The following is a 19,345-nucleotide window of genomic DNA, read 5'->3' as shown; positions in this document are numbered from 1 at the left end:
GGGCAAGGCCCGCAACATGCTGCGCGACGCCCTCCGGGATGCCGGGCTGGAGCCCCGCGGAACCGCATCTTCACCGCCTCCCCTGCTGCTGGTGGCCTGCAGCGGCGGACCCGATTCCCTGGCCCTGGCCGAAGCCGCGTCCTTTTTCGCCCGGCGCGGAGACTACCGGGTGGGCGCCGTCGTCGTGGACCATGGCCTGCAGGCGGGCTCAGCCGAAGTCGCCGCCGAGGCGGCAGCCAAACTCGGCCGCATGGGACTGGAACCGGTCCAGGTCCGCACCGTGTCGGTGCCGGCCTCCGGGATGGGTCCCGAGGCAGCAGCCCGGACCGTGCGTTATACGGCCCTGGACGCTGCCGTGGAGGAGACCGGAGCCCACGCCGTCCTGCTGGGCCACACCCTCGACGACCAGGCTGAACAGGTACTGCTCGGGCTCGCGCGCGGATCCGGAACCCGGTCCCTGGCCGGCATGCGGCCGGTCCGCGGAGCGTACCTGCGTCCACTGCTGGGACTGCGCCGGAGCGAGACTGAGGAAATCTGTGAAAGCCTCGGCCTGGACCCGTGGCACGACCCCAGCAACACGGATCCGGCCTTTGCCCGCTCACGGGTCCGAGTCGAGGTCCTGCCGTTCCTGGAGGAAAAACTGGGCCCGGGCATTGCCGAGGCGTTGTTCCGTTCCTCACGTATCCTCGCCAACGACGCCGATTATCTGGACGCCGTCAGCGCGGAGACCTTTGCCCGGCTGCGCACTGCTCCGGCTGCCGCCGAGAACGCGTCCGCTGCGGAAGGGGACACCATCCTGCTGCCCGAAGAGCCGTTGCGTGAGCTGGCTCCCGCCGTGCGCCAGCGCGTGCTGGCGCTCGCCGCCGTGGAACTCGGCGGAGCCCAGCCCAGCTATGAGCGGCTTCGTTCAGTGGAAGCCCTGCTGCGCCGCACCGGCTCGGCCGGGCCGGTGGAACTGGTTGGAAAAGTCAGCGTGTACCGGCAGGTGCGCGGTCAGCCCGTTCCCCAAGGCCCCTCCGGCTATGGCAATCTTGTCTTTAGGAAAAAGAGCAGCACCTAAAATCCAGCTGCAACATCTCGCACCCGGGAGCCATTCGTGGATTCACACGACGTCCAGTCAGACCTCAAGCACGTTCTCTACACCAAAGAGCAGATCCAAACACGGGTTGCCGAACTCGCAGCCGAGATTGACCGTGACTACGCAGGGCGTGATGTCCTGCTGGTAGGCGTGCTCAAGGGTGCTGTGATGGTCATGGCCGATCTTTCCCGCGCCCTGCACAGCCACGTCACCATGGACTGGATGGCTGTTTCCTCCTACGGCTCCGGCACGCAGTCCTCCGGCGTGGTGCGCATCCTGAAGGACCTCGAAACTGATCTCCTGGGCAAGCACGTGCTGATCGTCGAAGACATCATCGACTCGGGCCTGACCTTGTCCTGGCTGCGCACCAACCTGCAGTCCCGCGGACCGGCCAGCGTCGAGATCTGCACCCTGCTCCGCAAGCCCACCGCGGCGAAGGTTGAAATCGACGTCAAGTACGTCGGCTACGAGATTCCCAACGAATTTGTCGTCGGCTACGGCCTGGACTTCGCGGAGCGCTACCGCAACCTGGACTTCATCGGAACCCTTGCGCCGCACGTCTACGAGTAGACTCCATCCGCACCATGCGGCACCGGACGGCGGCCAGCGGGCTGCCGTCCGGTGCCGCATCTGCGATCAGCATCACGCCGGCTGCTACGCCCTGAGGGAACTTTCCCGGTATTCCGGACGTGTTCCTTCGGAGGACGGTGTATAGCTTGTTCGAGTATATTTCCGCGCATTATCAGCGTTGTTGATCAGGAGGGACGGGGCGTCAGCCCTGACGACGAATGAAATCTAAGAACTTCTTCAAGGGCCCGGGCATTTGGATAATCCTGGCACTGGCCCTTCTTGTGCTCATTCTTCCCACCCTTTCCCCGAGCGGGGCAACAAAGGTGGACACGAGCGAAGGCCTGAACCTGCTCAAATCCGGCCAAGTGGAACAGGCCAAGATTTACGACGGTGAGCAGCGCGTTGACCTGACGCTGCGCGGCGATGACCCGAAGCCGGCCAAGAATGTGGAGTTCTACTTCGGCTCTGCCCGCGGCGAGGACATTGTTGACGCCGTTAATGACTCCGGCGCAAACGGATTCACCGATCAGCCGGTGCAGACCAACTGGTTTACCAGCTTCCTCGGATTGTTCCTGCCCTTCATCATTCTTGGCGTGATCTTCTGGTTCCTGCTCTCCCGCATGCAGGGCGGCGGATCCCAGGTCATGAAGTTCGGCAAGTCCAAGGCCAAGCTGACCAACAAGGACATGCCGCAGGTAACCTTTGCGGACGTTGCCGGAGCTGACGAAGCGGTGGAGGAGCTCCACGAAATCAAGGAGTTCCTGCAGGACCCGGCCAAGTTCCAGGCCGTTGGGGCCAAGATCCCCAAGGGTGTGCTGCTGTACGGCCCTCCCGGCACCGGTAAGACCCTGCTGGCCCGTGCTGTTGCAGGCGAGGCCGGAGTGCCGTTCTACTCCATCTCCGGTTCCGACTTCGTGGAAATGTTCGTTGGTGTGGGTGCCTCCCGCGTCCGCGACCTGTTCGAGCAGGCGAAGGCCAACTCCCCGGCCATCATCTTCGTGGACGAGATCGACGCCGTTGGACGCCACCGCGGTGCCGGTGTTGGCGGCGGAAACGACGAACGCGAGCAGACGCTGAACCAGCTGCTGGTGGAGATGGACGGCTTTGACGGCAACACCAATGTCATCCTGATCGCCGCCACCAACCGCCCCGACGTACTGGACCCCGCACTGCTGCGCCCGGGCCGCTTCGACCGCCAGATCGGCGTCGAGGCTCCCGACATGCAGGGACGCCTGCAGATCCTCAAGGTCCACGCCAAGGGCAAGCCGATGGCCGACGGCGTCGACCTCGAGACCGTGGCCCGCAAGACCCCGGGCTTCACCGGTGCGGATCTGGCCAACGTCCTGAACGAGGCAGCTCTGCTGACCGCGCGCTCCAATGCCCAGCTCATCGACGACCGTGCCCTGGACGAAGCCATTGACCGCGTCATCGCAGGCCCGCAGAAGCGCAGCCGCGTCATGAAGGAGCTCGAGCGCAAGATCACCGCGTACCACGAAGGCGGCCACGCCCTGGTGGCGGCTGCACTGCGCAATACCGATCCGGTGACCAAGGTGACCATCCTGCCGCGCGGCCGGGCCCTGGGTTACACCATGGTGCTGCCCCAGGATGACAAGTACTCCATCACGCGCAATGAGCTGCTGGACCAGCTGGCCTACGCCATGGGCGGACGCGTGGCTGAGGAAATCGTGTTCCACGATCCCTCGACCGGTGCCTCCAATGACATCGAAAAGGCCACCTCCACGGCCCGGAAGATGGTTACCCAGTACGGCATGAGCGAGCGGATTGGCTCTGTGAAGCTCGGCTCCGGCGGCGGTGAGCCGTTCCTCGGCCGGGACATGAGCCAGGAGCGGAACTACTCCGACCAGGTTGCGTACGTGGTGGATGAGGAAGTCCGGCGCCTGCTGGACAACGCCCATGACGAGGCCTATCAGATCCTGACCGAAAACCGGGACGTCCTGGACCGGCTGGCCCTGGAACTGCTTGAACGCGAAACGCTCAACCAGGCCGAAATCGCCGAGGTGTTTGCTGACGTCCGCAAACGCGATGTCCGCGAAGTGTGGCTTTCCAAGCCCACCCGCCCGGTGCACAGCCTGCCGCCTGTGGTGTCCGCCAAGGAACGCCGGGAAGCAGTGGCCGGCGGCCAGCCTGATCCGGACACTGTGTCACCGCAGGACCAGATTGCGGACGCGGACCTGCCGCAGGACTTCGATGTGTCCAGCAACGGTCTGCCGCAGGCCGAAGGCAGCGGGCCGTCGCACCCCGGTTCCGGCGGAACAGCCAACCGTGCCGACGGCACGGAGAACCCCGAACAGAACAACCCGTAACCGCAAACGGCGGCCCGGCACGAAAGTGCCGGGCCGCCGTCGTTGGGGCCAGCCACGGTAGGATCAACCAGTGACGGATTTCGACGATGAATTGACCGCGGAGGATCTCTCCGCATCCCTGGCTCCCGTGGACCAGCCCCGAATCGAAAAGGCGGTCCGCGAGATCCTCCTGGCCATCGGGGAGGATCCGGACAGGGAAGGCCTGCAGGACACACCCAAACGGGTGGCTAAGTCCTATGCGGAGATCTTTGCCGGCCTCCACCAGGACCCGGCGGACCTGCTGGCCACCACCTTTGCCATTGAGCATGAAGAAATGGTGCTGGTGAAGGACATTGCATTCTTCTCCACGTGCGAACACCATCTGGTTCCGTTCCACGGCACCGCCCACATCGGCTACATTCCCTCCAAAGACGGCAAGGTCACCGGCCTGAGCAAGCTGGCCCGGCTGGTGGAGGTCTACGCCAGGCGCCCCCAGGTCCAGGAGCGGCTCACAACCCAGATTGTTGAAGCGCTCATGGAGAACCTGGATCCGCGCGGTGCCATAGTTGTTCTGGAGTGCGAACATCTGTGCATGTCCATGCGCGGCGTGCGCAAGCCCGGAGCCAAAACGGTCACCTCGGCGGTCCGCGGACAGCTCCGCGAGACGGCCACCCGTGCGGAAGCAATGAGCCTGATACTCGGACGTTAGGAAGCCTGACCACCATGGATTCACTCGCCGCCGCTCCCGGAACCGGCCCCGCCACCTCGCCGCTTCGGCTGGTGCGGTCCGTCCGGGCGCCCCGCCGGTTCGAGGAACTCCCGGACGGCCGCACGCTCGTCATGGGAATCCTCAACGTGACGCCCGATTCCTTTAGCGACGGCGGCAGTTTCGAAGAAACCGGAGCCGCCGTCGACGCCGGGCTGAAGATGCACTACGAAGGCGCCGACATCATCGATGTGGGCGGCGAATCCACTCGTCCCGACTCCGTCCGGGTGAGCCCCGAAGAGGAACAAGCCCGAATCCTGCCCGTGGTCCGCGCGCTGGTGAAGGCCGGGGTCCTGGTCAGTGTGGACACCATGAACGCTTCCACGGCGGAAAAAGCCATTGCTGCCGGTGCCGTCCTGATCAACGATGTGTCCGGCATGGACGTGGATCCGCAGATGCCGGAACTGATAGCCCGCACGGGGGTCCACTACGTGCTGATGCACAGCCGCGGCGCGGTCCGCAGCAGGGACCCGAAGGCATCCTACGAATCCGTGGTGGACGAGGTCATCTCCGAACTGAGCCGGATCCGGGAGGGGTTCTACGCCGCCGGGGTCTCGCCCGAGCAGATCATTATCGATCCCGGCCTGGGGTTTTCCAAGGACGGGGAAGCCAACTGGGAGCTGCTGCGCTCCCTGGATCAACTCAACGGACTGGGCCACCGGGTATTGGTCGGCGCCTCCCGGAAGCGTTTCCTGGGCACCCTGCTGGCCACGGAAGGCCGCCCGGTTCCGCCCCGGGAACGTGATGACGCCACAACGGCGGTCACGGCCCTGGCCGCGTTCTCCAATGCCTGGTGCGTTCGCGTACACAACGTCAGCCCCAGCGCGGCTGCCGTCAAAACCACTGCTGCCTGGAAGGGCTAACCCATGACCACATCCGGAGGGGCGAACACCCTGAACACTGAGGCTCCCGCCCGCAGCCCCCTGCGCGACACCATTACCCTGACCGGCATCACCGCGCAGGGATTCCACGGCGTCTTTGAAGACGAGCGGCGCAACGGGCAACCGTTCGTGGTGGACGTTGTGCTGCATGCCGACCTCCGCCCCGCCGGACTCAGTGACGACCTGGCGCAGACAGCCCACTACGGCGAACTTGCCGAGCAGGTGGCCGCCATCATTGCAGGCGAACCGCTGAACCTGATCGAAGCCCTGGCGGAACGCATTGCCGGCGCCGTCCTCGCCGGTTATGCCGGCGTCGATGCCGTGGAGGTCACTGTGCACAAGCCGCAGGCACCCATCACGGTGCCGTTCGGAGACGTATCAGTCACCATCCGCCGGGACCGCTCATGACCGCCCCGGGTGCGGTTACCGCCGTCCTGGCCCTGGGCAGCAACCTCGGCGAAAGCCGGGACACCCTCTCGCGTGCCGTTGCTGAGCTGGCGGACCATCCCGGCGTGCGGCTGCAGGCGGTTTCCCCCGTGGTGCGGACCCGGCCGGTGGGCGGTCCGGATCAGCCCGATTACCTGAACCTGGTGATTTCGGTGGAGACGGACCTCGCTCCGCATGAGCTGCTGGCCCACTGCCAGGCAGTGGAAACCCTCCATCACCGCACGCGTGAGGTGCGCTGGGGGCCGCGGACGCTCGACGTCGACATCATCACCTACGGGGACACCCGGATGGAGGATGAAACCCTCACCCTGCCGCATCCGCGTGCGCACACCCGTGCCTTTGTGCTGCAGCCCTGGGCGTGGATGGATCCGGACGCCGTCCTTTCGGGAACTCCCGTTGCCGAGCTCGCAGCCCGGGCAGAGGACCTTCCCGGCCTGGAAATCTTCGAGGGGGACTAACCCGCCATGGGGAGCATCCGCTACCGCTGGCTGGCCCTCATCGCCGCCGGATCCGGTGTGGCCGGCTGGCTGGTCAATAACTGGGCCGCCCGCAATTCCCTGCCCGCTCCCGTCCTGAGCATCGTCGGGCTCCTGACCGTGCTGCTGATATCCGGGGCCACCCTGATCCTCGGCCTGCGCGTGCGGCGCTGGCAGCAGGGCAACCGAACCCGCGAGCTGGACCCGATCGCCGCGGCACGCACACTGGTCCTGGCCCAGGCCGCCGCTTATGCCGGCGCCCTGCTCCTCGGCTGGCACGCCGGGATTTTCATTGAACTGCTGCCGCTGTGGTCGCTGCGCCCGGGGCATGCCGCCACCTGGGGATCAGTGGCTATGATCGCCGGAGGAGTCCTCATGATCTCCGTCGGCCTCCTGGTGGAACGTTTTTGCCGCCTGCCGCCGGACGACTCCAACGGACACGGCGGAACGGCAGCCCGTCCGGAGACCAGGGAAGAACCGGGAGACGGAGAATATGCCTAGTAAAGCGATCGACCCGGACGGTCTGTCCTGGGAGCACGTCTCGCCCAAATACCTGACCGTCCGCCTCATCGGCTGGGCAGTGGAAGCGGTGGTGATCGTGGCCCTCTGCTGCCTTCCGCTGATAATGCTCGGCGCCGCCGACTGGGCCTGGATCCCCTCCTGGCTGGCCTGGGGACTGCCCGCCGTCGCAGCGGCCGCTTACCTGTGGCGGGGAGTGCTGCTGCCGCGCCAGGTGCGCGCGGTCTGCTATGCCGAACGCAACGAGGACTTCCTGCTGCGCCGCGGCATCTTTTTCCAGCGCACCCTGGTGGTGCCCTACGGCCGGATGCAGTATGTGGATGTCACGGTTGGGCCGCTGGAGCGGGCCTTCGGACTGTGCTCCCTCAAACTCCACACCGCCGCCCCCGGTACCAACGCATCAGTTCCCGGCCTGCCGGCATCAGAGGGCGCCCGGCTGAGGGAGCACCTCTCCGAACGCGGCGAAACGCAGCTGGCAGGGTTGTGAGCACCCCGCCCAGCGGGGAATGGACCCGCGTCCACCCCGTTTCACCCCTGGTACGCGGCTGGATTGCGCTCGCCGCGTTCGCCTTCATCCTCGGCCGGAACTGGGTGGAGGATTTCGCCGGCAGCGACGACGGCGGCGCCCCCGCCCGCCCGCCGGACGGCACCACCTTGTTGATCGCCGCGGCCGTCCTCGCCGGAATCCTGCTGATCCTTGCCTTCCTGTTCTTTCTGTCCTGGTGGTTCACCCGCTATCAGGTCACCGGGGACCACGTCCGGGTCCACTCCGGAGTGATCTTCCGCCAGCAGCGCCAGGCACGCCTGGACCGGGTCCAGGCCATCGACATCGTCCAGCCGCTGCTGGCACGGATCTTCGGGCTGGCCGAGTTGCGGTTCGAAGTTGCCGACGCCGGCGAATCCGCCGTCCACTTGGCTTATCTGAAAGTCGACGACGCCAGGACCCTGCGGGCCCTCATCCTGGGACGTGCTTCCGGTGCCCTCACCTCCACGGCGGATTCCGCCACGGGGGACGCAGGGACAGCAGCTGCCGAAACAGCAGATCCCGGCGCAGAAACCGGACCAGCTCCGGGTGTTGCCGAAGCCCCCGAGCAGCCCATCCTGGCGCTGACCCCCGGAAGGGTTATTGCAGCCACGCTGCTTTCCGGAACCATGATGTTCCTCATTGCCGGGGTTGCAGCCGTCATTATCCTCACGGTTGTCACCGGCGCACCCCTCAGCCTGACCATCCTGCTGCCCCTCCTGTTCGGCGCAGGGGGCGGCATGTGGACCGAATTCTCCACCTCCTTCAACTTCCGCGCCTCGGTGTCCCGGGACGGAATCCGGATCCGGTACGGACTGTTGGACACCCGCACGCAGACGGTCCCCCCCGGCCGGATCCAGGCAGTGTCCGTGACGCAGCCGCCCCTGTGGCGGCTCACCGGCTGGTACCGGATATCCGTGAACGTGGCCGGTTACGGGATCGGCAGCAACAACGCAGGGCAGGCCCGCACCAAGCTCCTGCCGGCAGGAACCCTTTCCGAAGTCTTTGACATCCTCGCCCTGGTCCTGCCGGAGCCGGGCACCGACCGTCCGATCGACGTGTTCACGGCCGGCATTACCGGGCGGGACAACGCGGCCGGCTTTGCCACCACGCCCCGCCGTGCCCGCTGGATCGCACCGCTGGCCTGGCGCCGGAACGGATTCCTCCTCACGGACACAGCCCTGCTGATCCGCAGCGGCGCGCTCTGGCGGGTGCTGTCCGTGGTGCCGCATGAACGCACCCAGTCAATGGCGCTGGAACAGGGGCCGCTGCGCCGGCGTTTCGCCACCAGCGACCTGGTTCTGCACTCCACTCCCGGCCCGGTGCGGCCGCGGGTCCGCAAAATGGACGACGACGCCGCCCGCCGCCTGTTCCGGGAACAGGCTGCCCGGGCACGCGAGGCCCGGCGCCGGGACCGTACCGGCTCCTGGAACTCGCCCGCACCAACCACCTCCACTGATCCGTTTTCCAAGGAGATTCCCCATGAACAGCGCTGAGACGAGCACGGCCGACAAGCGAAGGCGCGGCCGGCTGGGAATCGGCGTGATTGGTGCCGGACGGGTGGGCGCCGTACTCGGCGCGGCTCTGCGGGCCGCGGAGCACGCCGTCGTTGGCGTCTCGGCAGTCAGCGAGGAAAGCCGTGAGCGCGCAGCGAACCTGCTGCCCGGTGTACCGGTCCTGGACATTCCGGAAATCGTGGAGCGCTCGGAACTGGTACTGCTGGCGGTGCCCGATGACGCCCTGGGTCCCCTCGTGGCAGGGCTGGCGAAAACCAATGCCTGGCAGGCCGGCCAGCTGGTGGCCCACACCTCGGGACGGTTCGGCACGGACATCCTCGAACCCGCCCGCCGCGCCGGCGCCATTCCGCTGGCACTGCATCCAGCCATGACCTTCACCGGTATGAGCCTCGACCTGACCAGGCTCGCCGACTGCTCGTTTGGGGTAACTGCCCCCACCGCTGTGCTGCCCATTGCCCAGGCGCTGGTGGTGGAAATGGGGGCCGAGCCGGTGGTCATCGACGAGGCGGACCGGGTCAATTACCACCTGGCACTGGCCCACGCGTCCAACCACCTCGTCACCATCACGGCCCAGTCAGTCCAGCTGCTCAAGGATATTGGCGTGGAGAACCCCGACCGGCTCCTGGGTCCCCTGATGCGGGCCTCGCTGGAAAATGCCCTGGCCTCCGGCGAACATGCACTGACCGGTCCGGTGGCCCGCGGCGACGCCGGCACTGTGGCGGCACACCTGCAGGAGCTGGGCCGCCAGGACAGTGCCGATCTGCAGGACACCTACCGTGCCCTGTCCTTGGCCACTGCACGGCGCGCCATGGACCGGGGACTGCTCAGCGAGGCGCGCGGCCAGGCCGTCATCGATGCCCTGACCCTCGACGCGGAAGGACCGCGGTGAACGCTCCCCGCGTGCTGCGCACCGCAGCTGAATTGAAAGACGCCATCGCTGAAGCCCTTGCCGCCGGCAGCGGGCACGGCGGGAATGCGGTGCAAAGTCTTGGTTTGGTTCCCACTATGGGGGCCCTCCATTCGGGGCACCGGTCCCTGCTGGACACCGCCCGGGCACAGAATAATGTGGTTGTTGCGTCCGTGTTCGTCAACCCGCTGCAGTTCAACGATCCGGAAGACCTGCGCCGCTACCCCCGGGACCTGGAGGCTGACCTGGAACTGCTGGGTGCAGCCGGCGTGGACCTGGTGTTCGCGCCCGCCGAGGCGGAGGTCTATCCGGACGGAGAGCCGCTGGTGCGGATCAGCGCGGGAGAACTCGGTGCCCGCTACGAGGGAGCCTCGAGGCCCGGACATTTTGACGGCGTACTGACCGTGGTGGCCAAGCTGTTGCACTATGCATCCCCCACCGCGTCCTCCACTACCCCGAACGTCCGGTTCCGGGCCTACTTTGGACAGAAAGACGCCCAGCAGCTGGCACTGATCCGCCGGATGGCCGCGGACCTGGACTTTGACGCCGAAATTATCGGTGTTCCAGTGGTCCGCGCCGCGGACGGCTTGGCCGAATCCAGCCGCAATGTCTTCCTGAACCCGGCACAGCGGAAGGCAGCAACGGTCCTCTCCCGCGCCCTGTTCTCGCTGCAGGATCGGGTTTCCGCCGGCCGGCCCGCAGATCTGGCCGCCGCCGTCGCCCTGGTGGCGGCCGAACCCCTGGTGGAACTGGACTACTTCGACATCGTGGACCCGCAGACACTGCAGCCGCTGGCGGACGTAAACGGCCCGCTGGAAAAACCGGCGCTGGCCCTCCTGGCCGCACGCGTGGGACCGGTGCGCCTGATCGACAACCTGCCGCTGGAGCCCGGCGCGGAAACCAGCTGAACCGGGCAGCCTGTGCGCCCGCCGGGAACAAGCTGGGCGCCGGCCGTAAACCCCCTTCGTGCAGCTCTGTAAACTTAAGCGTGTGACCACACCTAATCCCGTTCCCGAAGCAGCCGACACCTCCGAGCAGATGCGCATCCGTGCCGAAAAACGGGCACGTCTTATCGCCCGGGGCGGTGAGGCCTACCCGGTGGGCGTGGAGCGCACGCATTCCCTGAAGGAAATCCGGGAGAAATTCGGACACCTGCAGGCCGATGAAACGAGCGGCGAAACCGTAGGCGTTACCGGCCGCGTCGTCTTCATCCGCAACACCGGCAAGCTGTGCTTCGCAACCCTCCAGGAGGGCAACGGAACCCGTGTCCAGGCGATGCTGAGCCTGGCCGTTGTAGGCGAAGAGGCACTTGCCGACTGGAAGGCGCTGGTTGACCTCGGTGACCATGTCTTTGTCCGGGGTGAAGTGATCTCCTCCCGCCGCGGCGAGCTCTCCATCATGGCCGACTCCTGGTCCATGGCTTCCAAGGCGCTGCGTCCCCTGCCCGTGCTGCACGCCGGCTTGAACGAAGAAACCCGTGTCCGTCAGCGCTATGTGGATCTCATGGTCCGCGAGGAAGCCCGGGACATGGTTTACAAGCGGGCAGCCATTATCCGCGGTGTCCGGGACACTCTCCACGGCCACGGTTACGTGGAAGTGGAAACCCCCATGCTGCAGCTGGTTCACGGCGGTGCCGCAGCGCGTCCGTTCGAAACGCATTTGAATGCCTTTGATCAGAAGATGACCCTGCGGATCGCCACCGAGCTCTACCTCAAGCGCGCGGTGGTCGGCGGTATTGAGCGGGTCTTCGAGCTCGGCCGCATCTTCCGCAATGAGGGAGTGGACTCCACCCACAGCCCCGAATTCACCACGCTGGAATGCTATGAAGCGTATGCGGACCAGTATGTGATGGCTGACCGGATCAAGGAAATCATTCTGCACTGCGCCGATCTGGTGGGCAGCCGGCAAATTGAAACCGAGGCCGGCACCATCGACCTGGACGGCGAATGGAAGTGGCTGTCCGTCTATCCGGGCCTTTCCGAGGCCGTGGGCGTGGAAGTCACCCCTGAAACCGATCTTGAGACGCTGCGCGGCATTGCGGAAAAGCACTCCGTAAAGGTGGATCCCAAATGGGATGCCGAGAAGCTCGTGGTTGAACTGTTCGGCGAAATCGTTGAACCCACGCTGATCCAGCCGACCTTCGTTTACGACTACCCGCCCTCCGCCCAGCCCCTGGCACGGCCCAACCGCGACGACCCGCGCCTGATCGAAGCCTGGGACCTCATCATTGGCGGCATGGAACGCGGCACGGCATTCTCGGAGCTCATTGACCCGGTCATCCAGCGTGAGCGCCTCACCGAGCAGTCCCTCCGGGCCGCCGGCGGCGATGAAGAAGCGATGGCGCTGGATGAAGACTTCCTGCGGGCCCTTGAATACGGAGCACCGCCCATGGGCGGCATCGGCCTGGGAATTGACCGTTTAGTGATGCTTTTCACTAACACAGGTATCCGCGAAACAATATTGTTCCCCCTGCTAAAGCCGGAAATGGGTTAGAGACTATGGAATACGTGGAAGTCCTACTGCCTTCAGTGTGTGTTGCAGCACTTTTCTATTTTGTGATGAAGGCGCTGCTCAATGTGGACCGGTCAGAGCGAAAGGCGCTGGCTGAAGCGGAACGGGAGGCCGACCTTGCCGCTGACCGCGATACAAGTAGTGGCACCCCGGAAAAAGAAAAGTAATTAAATTTGGCGTCCACGCTTTGACGAGGGATTCGAATTTGCGCCATACTCTAAGTGGTCTCATTCTCGTTTTCCCGGTTTAAACTGCTTAGGAGCCTGTCGTGGCGCAAAAGGTAAATATCATTCTGGTCGATGACCTCGATGCTGGAAGTGCGGATGAGACCGTGCGGTTTGGTCTTGACGGAACCCAGTACGAGATCGACCTGTCAAAAGACAATGCAAAGAATCTCCGTGCGGCCCTGAAGCCCTACGTGGATGCCGGCCGCAAGGTGGGCGGCCGCACGGGCCGTCCCCGTGCCGCAGGTGCTGCGCGGAGCAATGAAGCAGCCCAGATCCGCGAGTGGGCCCGCAACAACGGCTACACCGTGTCCGAGCGCGGCCGCGTGAACAGCGAAATCATCGAGGCTTACCGCGCTGCCCAGGGCTAAAACCCTGGGCTGGGGGGCGCGGGGGCCCCAGTTGGAGCACCTTGGTCACGCCTTGGGCGAACAAGCTCCTTAAGCACGCGCAGGACACGTAGCATCGAATTACGCGTTAGCTAGGAGTGTGCCTCATGTTTGAAAGATTTACCGACCGTGCCCGTCGCGTTGTCGTGCTTGCCCAAGAAGAGGCTCGCATGCTCAACCACAACTACATCGGCACCGAGCACATCCTGCTCGGGCTCATTCATGAGGGCGAAGGTGTCGCAGCTAAGGCCCTTGAATCCCTGGGTATTTCACTGGGTGCCGTGCGTGAGCAGGTGCAGGAGATCATCGGTCAGGGCCAGCAGGCCCCGTCCGGCCACATCCCCTTCACCCCCCGTGCCAAGAAGGTGCTTGAGCTTTCCCTCCGGGAAGCCCTGCAGCTTGGCCACAACTACATTGGAACCGAGCACATCCTGCTCGGCCTGATCCGCGAAGGCGAAGGCGTGGCCGCACAGGTCCTCGTCAAGCTGGGAGCGGACCTGAACCGGGTGCGCCAGCAGGTTATCCAGCTGCTCTCCGGTTACCAGGGCAAGGAGCCCGTCAGCTCGGGCGGCCAGCAGCAGGAAGGCCAGCCCGCCGGTTCGGTGGTGCTGGACCAGTTCGGCCGCAACCTGACACAGGCTGCACGCGAATCCAAGCTTGATCCCGTCATCGGGCGCGAGCATGAGATGGAACGTGTCATGCAGGTCCTGTCCCGCCGCACCAAGAACAACCCTGTTCTGATTGGTGAGCCCGGCGTCGGCAAGACCGCGGTTGTCGAGGGCCTGGCCCAGGCGATCGTGCGCGGCGATGTTCCGGAGACCATCCGCGACAAGCAGCTGTACACCCTTGACCTGGGTTCGCTCGTCGCCGGTTCCCGCTACCGCGGTGACTTTGAGGAACGCCTGAAGAAGGTCCTTAAGGAAATCCGCACCCGCGGAGACATCATCCTCTTCATCGATGAGATCCATACCCTTGTGGGTGCCGGTGCCGCCGAAGGCGCCATCGACGCAGCGTCCATCCTGAAGCCGATGCTGGCCCGCGGTGAACTGCAGACCATTGGCGCCACCACGCTTGATGAGTACCGCAAGCACATTGAGAAGGACGCGGCCCTGGAACGGCGTTTCCAGCCGATCCAGGTCAACGAGCCTTCCGTTGCGCACTCCATTGAGATCCTGAAGGGCCTGCGGGACCGCTACGAAGCGCACCACCGCGTGTCCATCACGGATGCTGCGCTGACATCGGCGGCCACCCTGGCAGAGCGGTACATCAGCGACCGCTTCCTTCCGGACAAGGCAATCGACCTGATTGACGAAGCCGGCGCCCGGCTGCGCATCCGCCGCATGACTGCTCCGCCGGAGCTCAAGGAGATCGACGAGCGCATTTCCGCGCTGAAGCTGGAGAAGGAATCGGCCATCGATTCCCAGGACTTCGAAGGTGCTGCCTCCCTGCGGGACAAGGAGCAGAAGCTCCACGACCAGCGGGCGGAAAAGGAGCGCCAGTGGAAGTCCGGGGGACTGGATGACATTGCCGAGGTGGATGAAGAACTTATCGCCGAGGTGCTCGCCAATTCCACCGGCATCCCCGTGGTCAAGCTCAACGAAGAAGAGTCCACGCGCCTGCTCAAGATGGAAGACGAGCTGCACAAGCGCGTCATCGGTCAGGACCAGGCCATTAAGTCCATCTCGCAGGCCATGCGCCGTACGCGGGCCGGACTTAAGGACCCCAAGCGTCCGGGCGGTTCCTTCATCTTCGCCGGTCCCACCGGTGTGGGTAAGACGGAGCTTGCCAAGGCGCTGGCGGAATTCCTCTTCGGGGACGAAGACGCACTGATCACCCTGGACATGTCCGAATACTCCGAGAAGCACACTGTTTCCCGGCTCTTCGGTGCCCCTCCGGGTTACGTCGGCTACGAAGAAGGCGGGCAGCTGACCGAAAAGGTCCGCCGCCGTCCGTTCTCCGTGGTGCTGTTCGACGAGGTGGAGAAGGCCCACGCTGACCTGTTCAACTCGCTGCTGCAGATCCTCGAAGACGGCCGCCTGACTGACAGCCAGGGCCGGGTGGTGGACTTCAAGAACACCATCATCATCATGACCACCAACCTGGGAACCCGGGATATCTCCAAGAGCGTCTCCACGGGTTTCCAGTCCGGCACGGACACCAAGACCGGTTACGACCGGATGCGGGCCCGGGTTACGGAAGAGCTGCGCCAGCACTTCCGCCCCGAGTTCCTGAACCGTGTCGATGACACGGTGGTGTTCCCGCAGCTCACGCAGGAAGAGATCGTCCAGATCGTGGACCTGTTCTTGGAACGACTGGGCAAGCGCCTGGCGGATAAGGGCATGACCATCGAGCTGACTCCGGCGGCCAAGGTTCTCCTTGCCACCCGGGGCTACGATCCCGCCATGGGTGCCCGGCCGCTGCGCCGGACCATCCAGCGCGAGATCGAGGACCAGCTCTCCGAGAAGATCCTGTTCGGGGATCTCAAGCCCGGCGAACTGGTATCCGTGGATGTGGAGGGCGAAGGAGACGACGCCACCTTCACGTTCGTGGGTCACGGTGCTCCCAAGGCCATCGAGGAAGCACCCTCGGCGATTGAGGCCGGCGTCGGCGACTAAGCGACGCATCGCTTGAACTGATACTCAAGGACCCGGCGGGCATTCAGCCCGCCGGGTCCTTCCGTATGTGCCGGTCCCTTCTGTTGCGTCCCCGGCGACGCATTTTTCCGCCTGCACCCCGCACGGTCCTAGACTGGGCCGGTGACTTCCGCGACTCCCATCACAGTTCGGCGTGCCCGTACCTCAGATGTTCCCCTGATCCGCGCCCTCGTGGCGCCGCTGGCCGCTGACCGGATCCTGGTTGCAAAGGAAGCAGTGGCCTATTACGAGGGGCTGCAGGAGTTTCGGGTGGCCGTTGGGCCCGACGGCGCGGTGATCGGCTGCGGTGCGCTGCATGTGATGTGGGAAGACCTCGCAGAGGTCCGGACCCTGGCGACGGACGCCCGGTGGCGAGGCCTCGGCGTCGGGCACGTCCTGCTTGAAGCCCTGCTGGCCGAAGCTTCTGAAATCGGTGTGGACCGGGTGTTCTGCCTGACGTTTGAAGTGGATTTTTTCCGCCGCCACGGCTTTGAGGTGATGGCCAATCAGTCTGCGGTGGATCCCGAGGTTTATTCGGAACTGCTGCGCTCCCACGACGAGGGAGTTGCAGAATTCCTGGACCTCGCCCGGGTCAAGCCAAATACGCTGGGCAACACCCGGATGATCCGCAGCCTCTAGCAGTTTTCCGGCAGCCAGCCCTAAAGTGCGTGTTCGCAGTAAGGGGAACCTATGGGCCCTGACTGGTCTTTTGCGCTTTCGCCTGGATATGCTCAGGTTACTGAGCATCACACAAGGTCCTGATTCCGGCGGTATTGCCGGCGGAGGGACCACGATCAGAAAGCGGGATCCTATTATGGGCGCAGATGACAAGGTGCAGAATTCAGCCGAGAAGCTTGGCGGCAAGGTCAAGGAAGGCCTCGGAAAGGCCACCGGCAACGAGAGCATGGAAGCCGAAGGACACGGCGACCAGGCCAAGGGCAGTGCCAAGCAGGCCGGCGAGAACATCAAGGATGCTTTCAAGGGCAAGTAGGACCCGCAGGACAACAGCGTCCTGAACAGGTGTGGGAGAGGCGTAATGCCTCTCCCACACCTGTTTAACCCGGGCATGCAGGCAGCCTGTCCAGCGGCTTCAGTCGGGGGTAGGGTCGGAAGCATTCAGAAAACATGCCCTGATCCATGTCTGCCCCGTGCGGAACGTTGCACCGCACGGTCGCTGCGCCGAAGGAGCTGCTCAAGAATGAAGAAGCTGATTAATGATCCGCGCAGAGTCGTGTCCGAGTCCCTCGCCGGATTCGGACTGGCTCACCCCAATCTGGTTCGGGTGCATCATGATCCGGACCTCGTCCTGCGCCGGGAACCCTCGCAGGGCAAGGTCTCCCTGGTCTCCGGCGGGGGCAGCGGCCATGAACCTCTGCACAGCGGGTACGTGGGCCGGGGAATGCTGGACGCCGCGGTGCCCGGCCCCGTGTTCACCTCACCCACGCCGGACCAAATCCTCCCGGCCATCACGGAAACGGATACCGGAGCCGGGGTCCTCCTGATCGTAAAGAACTACACCGGGGACATCCTCAACTTTGAAACCGCCGCGGAACTGGCGCAGGCGGAGGGCATCACGGTAGCCACGGTGGTGGTGAACGACGACGTCGCGGTGGAAGACTCCCTGTACACGGCAGGCCGCCGCGGGGTGGCAGGAACCGTGCTGGTGGAACGGATCGCGGGCGGCGCAGCTGAGCGGGGCGACTCCCTGGAACAGGTGACCGCAGTGGCCGAACGCGTTGCTGCGAACGTCCGGTCCATGGGGGTGGCGCTGGCACCGTGCACCGTTCCCCACGCCGGTGAGCCCAGTTTCACCCTCGAGGACAATGAAATCGAGCTCGGGGTCGGAATCCACGGCGAACCCGGACGGCGGCGGATGCCTATGGCCAGCGCGGACACCATCACGGACCAGCTGCTGGAACCCGTCCTGCAGGATCTGGGCGGGCTGGAAGGCGAACCGGTGCTGCTCTTCGTCAACGGCATGGGCGGCACTCCGCTCAGTGAGCTTTACATTGTCTACCGCCGCGCCGCGGAAGTTCTGGCCGAGCGCGGCATCCGCGTTGAACGGTCGCTGGTGGGCAACTACATAACGGCCCTGGACATGCAGGGAGCTTCCGTGACGGTGCTGCGGCTGGATGAGGAAATGATGGAACTTTGGGACTCGCCGGTGCACACTCCGGCCATGCGGTGGGGGGTTTGACCATGGCACTTGATGCGCAGTGGGCAGCAGATTGGATGCGGGCCAGCGCCGCCGCGATGGCGGAAAACCGGCAGCGCCTGATCAATCTTGACCGGGACATAGGCGATGCAGACCACGGAGAGAACATGGACCGGGGTTTCTCGGCGGTGGTGGAGAAGCTGGAGGCGGACGGAATCCCGGAAACTCCGGGCCAAGTCCTGAAGCTCGCCGCAATGACCCTGATGTCGAAGGTGGGCGGAGCCGCCGGACCGCTGTACGGGACGGCCTTCCTGCGGGCCTCCATCGCCGCGGGACCGGCCGCTGAACTTGACCCTGCCGCCGTCGTCGCAGTCCTGACGGCAGCGCGGGACGGCATTGTGGCCCGAGGCAAGGCGGAGCCCGGAGACAAGACCATGGTGGACGCCTGGACACCTGCAGTCGAGGCGGCCGGAACCGCAGCGGATGCGCACGCCGGGCCAAAGGAAGTGCTGGCTGCCGCGGCCAATGCTGCTGACGCAGGGCTGGCCGGGACGGAACCGCTCATCGCCCGCAAAGGACGGGCCAGCTACCTCGGTGAACGCAGCGCCGGGCATCTGGATCCGGGCGCGGCATCCACCGTGCTGATCCTGCAGGCGGCGGCGGAAACGGCGAAAGAGGACGCATGAGTGTTGGACTGGTGATTGTTTCCCACAGTGCCAAGCTGGCGGAAGGGGTCCGTGAGCTGGCGGCACAGATGGCGCGGGACGTGCGGCTCGAACCGGCCGGCGGTACCGATGACGGAGGTATTGGCACCAGCCTGGAAAAGATTCAGACGGCAATTTCCGCTGCTGACACAGGGGATGGTGTCCTGTTGCTCGCGGATCTGGGGTCCGCCGTGATGACGGCTGAAACGGCAGTGGAATTCCTCGACGATGAACAGCGCGCCCGCGTCCGGCTCGCGGATGCACCCCTGGTGGAAGGGACAGTGGCAGCCGCCGTGGCTGCACAGAGCGGCCGGGACCTCACGGCCGTCCTTCAGGAAGCCGAGGCCGCCGGACATCTTCCACCGTCCGCGGGAGCGGCCAACAGCACTGCGAACGCGTCCACCGGGCAGAGGACGGATGCGTCCGATGAACCGGACGCGATGGAGGATGACCTCGATCCCGCCGATGCGGGTGTCCACACCGGCTCCTGGGAGCTCATCAACCCGGCGGGCCTGCATGCGCGTCCGGCTGCCGCCGTCGCGCAGGCGATGTCCGATCTTGACGCCGAAATCCGCATCAACGGCGTGGACGCCAAGTCCGTGATGATGCTGATGACGCTCGGCCTGGGCCAGGGCCAAACCTTGACCCTGACCGCACGCGGTCCCGACGCTGCCCGCGCCGTGGACATCATGGCCCTGGAAGTGCGCAACGGATTCGGGGAGATTTAGCCGCCCGCCATCCT

General features: G+C 65.1%; 21 protein-coding genes. All 21 read left to right on the top strand.

Annotation, left to right across the window (positions count from 1 at the left end; all coding sequences use genetic code 11):
* Positions 1-16: 16 nt before the first annotated feature.
* Positions 17-1,060: a tRNA lysidine(34) synthetase TilS gene (gene tilS, locus ACIQXM_RS07575; protein WP_400930918.1), complete on the top strand. Its 1,044-nt coding sequence runs from the start codon at positions 17-19 to the stop codon at positions 1,058-1,060.
* Positions 1,061-1,096: 36 nt separating this feature from the next.
* Entirely contained in the window at positions 1,097-1,648 is a 552-nt protein-coding gene (gene hpt, locus ACIQXM_RS07570) for a hypoxanthine phosphoribosyltransferase (protein ID WP_229966552.1), read from the top strand.
* Positions 1,649-1,866: 218 nt separating this feature from the next.
* Positions 1,867-3,972 (top strand): ATP-dependent zinc metalloprotease FtsH, encoded by a 2,106-nt coding sequence (ftsH, locus tag ACIQXM_RS07565; RefSeq protein ID WP_400929911.1) that lies wholly within the window; start codon positions 1,867-1,869, stop codon positions 3,970-3,972.
* 70 nt (positions 3,973-4,042) lie between these two features.
* Complete coding sequence (gene folE, locus ACIQXM_RS07560; RefSeq protein ID WP_400929908.1) at positions 4,043-4,660, top strand: GTP cyclohydrolase I FolE; 618 nt, start codon at positions 4,043-4,045, stop codon at positions 4,658-4,660.
* A gap of 14 nt (positions 4,661-4,674) precedes the next feature.
* Entirely contained in the window at positions 4,675-5,580 is a 906-nt protein-coding gene (gene folP / locus ACIQXM_RS07555) for a dihydropteroate synthase (RefSeq protein ID WP_400929905.1), read from the top strand.
* A 3-nt stretch (positions 5,581-5,583) separates the two neighbouring features.
* Positions 5,584-6,006 (top strand): dihydroneopterin aldolase, encoded by a 423-nt coding sequence (gene folB, locus ACIQXM_RS07550; RefSeq protein WP_400929902.1) that lies wholly within the window; start codon positions 5,584-5,586, stop codon positions 6,004-6,006.
* Positions 6,003-6,503, top strand: a complete 501-nt coding sequence (folK, locus tag ACIQXM_RS07545) for a 2-amino-4-hydroxy-6-hydroxymethyldihydropteridine diphosphokinase (protein ID WP_400929899.1) — start codon at positions 6,003-6,005, stop codon at positions 6,501-6,503. Before folB ends, folK begins: the two co-directional genes overlap by 4 nt.
* 6 nt (positions 6,504-6,509) lie before the next feature.
* Positions 6,510-7,022, top strand: a complete 513-nt coding sequence (locus ACIQXM_RS07540) for a DUF3180 domain-containing protein (protein WP_400929897.1) — start codon at positions 6,510-6,512, stop codon at positions 7,020-7,022.
* A complete protein-coding gene (locus tag ACIQXM_RS07535) occupies positions 7,015-7,527 on the top strand; it encodes a PH domain-containing protein (RefSeq protein WP_400929894.1) in 513 nt (170 codons plus the stop codon). The genes ACIQXM_RS07540 and ACIQXM_RS07535 overlap by 8 nt, the downstream gene beginning before the upstream one ends.
* Positions 7,524-9,059, top strand: coding sequence for a PH domain-containing protein (locus tag ACIQXM_RS07530; protein WP_400929891.1), 1,536 nt, complete (start codon positions 7,524-7,526; stop codon positions 9,057-9,059). Before ACIQXM_RS07535 ends, ACIQXM_RS07530 begins: the two co-directional genes overlap by 4 nt.
* A complete protein-coding gene (locus tag ACIQXM_RS07525; protein WP_400929889.1) occupies positions 9,046-9,969 on the top strand; it encodes a Rossmann-like and DUF2520 domain-containing protein in 924 nt (307 codons plus the stop codon). Before ACIQXM_RS07530 ends, ACIQXM_RS07525 begins: the two co-directional genes overlap by 14 nt.
* Positions 9,966-10,895: a pantoate--beta-alanine ligase gene (gene panC, locus ACIQXM_RS07520; protein ID WP_400929886.1), complete on the top strand. Its 930-nt coding sequence runs from the start codon at positions 9,966-9,968 to the stop codon at positions 10,893-10,895. Before ACIQXM_RS07525 ends, panC begins: the two co-directional genes overlap by 4 nt.
* 130 nt (positions 10,896-11,025) lie before the next feature.
* Positions 11,026-12,480: a lysine--tRNA ligase gene (gene lysS, locus ACIQXM_RS07515; RefSeq protein ID WP_400930915.1), complete on the top strand. Its 1,455-nt coding sequence runs from the start codon at positions 11,026-11,028 to the stop codon at positions 12,478-12,480.
* 5 nt (positions 12,481-12,485) lie between these two features.
* Entirely contained in the window at positions 12,486-12,665 is a 180-nt protein-coding gene (locus ACIQXM_RS07510; RefSeq protein ID WP_400929884.1) for a hypothetical protein, read from the top strand.
* Positions 12,666-12,766: 101 nt separating this feature from the next.
* On the top strand, positions 12,767-13,093 hold the full coding sequence (locus ACIQXM_RS07505; protein WP_400929881.1) for an Lsr2 family protein: 327 nt from the start codon (positions 12,767-12,769) through the stop codon (positions 13,091-13,093).
* 125 nt (positions 13,094-13,218) lie between these two features.
* Complete coding sequence (locus tag ACIQXM_RS07500; protein ID WP_400929878.1) at positions 13,219-15,726, top strand: ATP-dependent Clp protease ATP-binding subunit; 2,508 nt, start codon at positions 13,219-13,221, stop codon at positions 15,724-15,726.
* Positions 15,727-15,867: 141 nt separating this feature from the next.
* Entirely contained in the window at positions 15,868-16,383 is a 516-nt protein-coding gene (locus tag ACIQXM_RS07495) for an amino-acid N-acetyltransferase (RefSeq protein ID WP_400929875.1), read from the top strand.
* 175 nt (positions 16,384-16,558) lie between these two features.
* Positions 16,559-16,735 carry a CsbD family protein gene (locus ACIQXM_RS07490; protein ID WP_104159952.1) on the top strand — a complete coding sequence of 59 codons (177 nt, stop codon included), beginning with the start codon at positions 16,559-16,561 and terminating at the stop codon, positions 16,733-16,735.
* A gap of 207 nt (positions 16,736-16,942) precedes the next feature.
* Entirely contained in the window at positions 16,943-17,941 is a 999-nt protein-coding gene (dhaK, locus tag ACIQXM_RS07485) for a dihydroxyacetone kinase subunit DhaK (RefSeq protein WP_400929871.1), read from the top strand.
* 2 nt (positions 17,942-17,943) lie between these two features.
* Positions 17,944-18,585, top strand: coding sequence for a dihydroxyacetone kinase subunit DhaL (gene dhaL / locus ACIQXM_RS07480; protein WP_400929868.1), 642 nt, complete (start codon positions 17,944-17,946; stop codon positions 18,583-18,585).
* Positions 18,582-19,331 carry a dihydroxyacetone kinase phosphoryl donor subunit DhaM gene (dhaM, locus tag ACIQXM_RS07475; protein ID WP_400929865.1) on the top strand — a complete coding sequence of 250 codons (750 nt, stop codon included), beginning with the start codon at positions 18,582-18,584 and terminating at the stop codon, positions 19,329-19,331. Before dhaL ends, dhaM begins: the two co-directional genes overlap by 4 nt.
* Positions 19,332-19,345: the final 14 nt, after the last annotated feature.

The sequence above is a fragment of the Arthrobacter sp. NPDC097144 genome, from assembly GCF_044762205.1.
Lineage (GTDB): Bacteria > Actinomycetota > Actinomycetes > Actinomycetales > Micrococcaceae > Arthrobacter_B.
The sequence above is the reverse complement of the archived record's forward strand: the minus strand, read 5'-3'. Positions and strand labels throughout refer to the sequence as shown.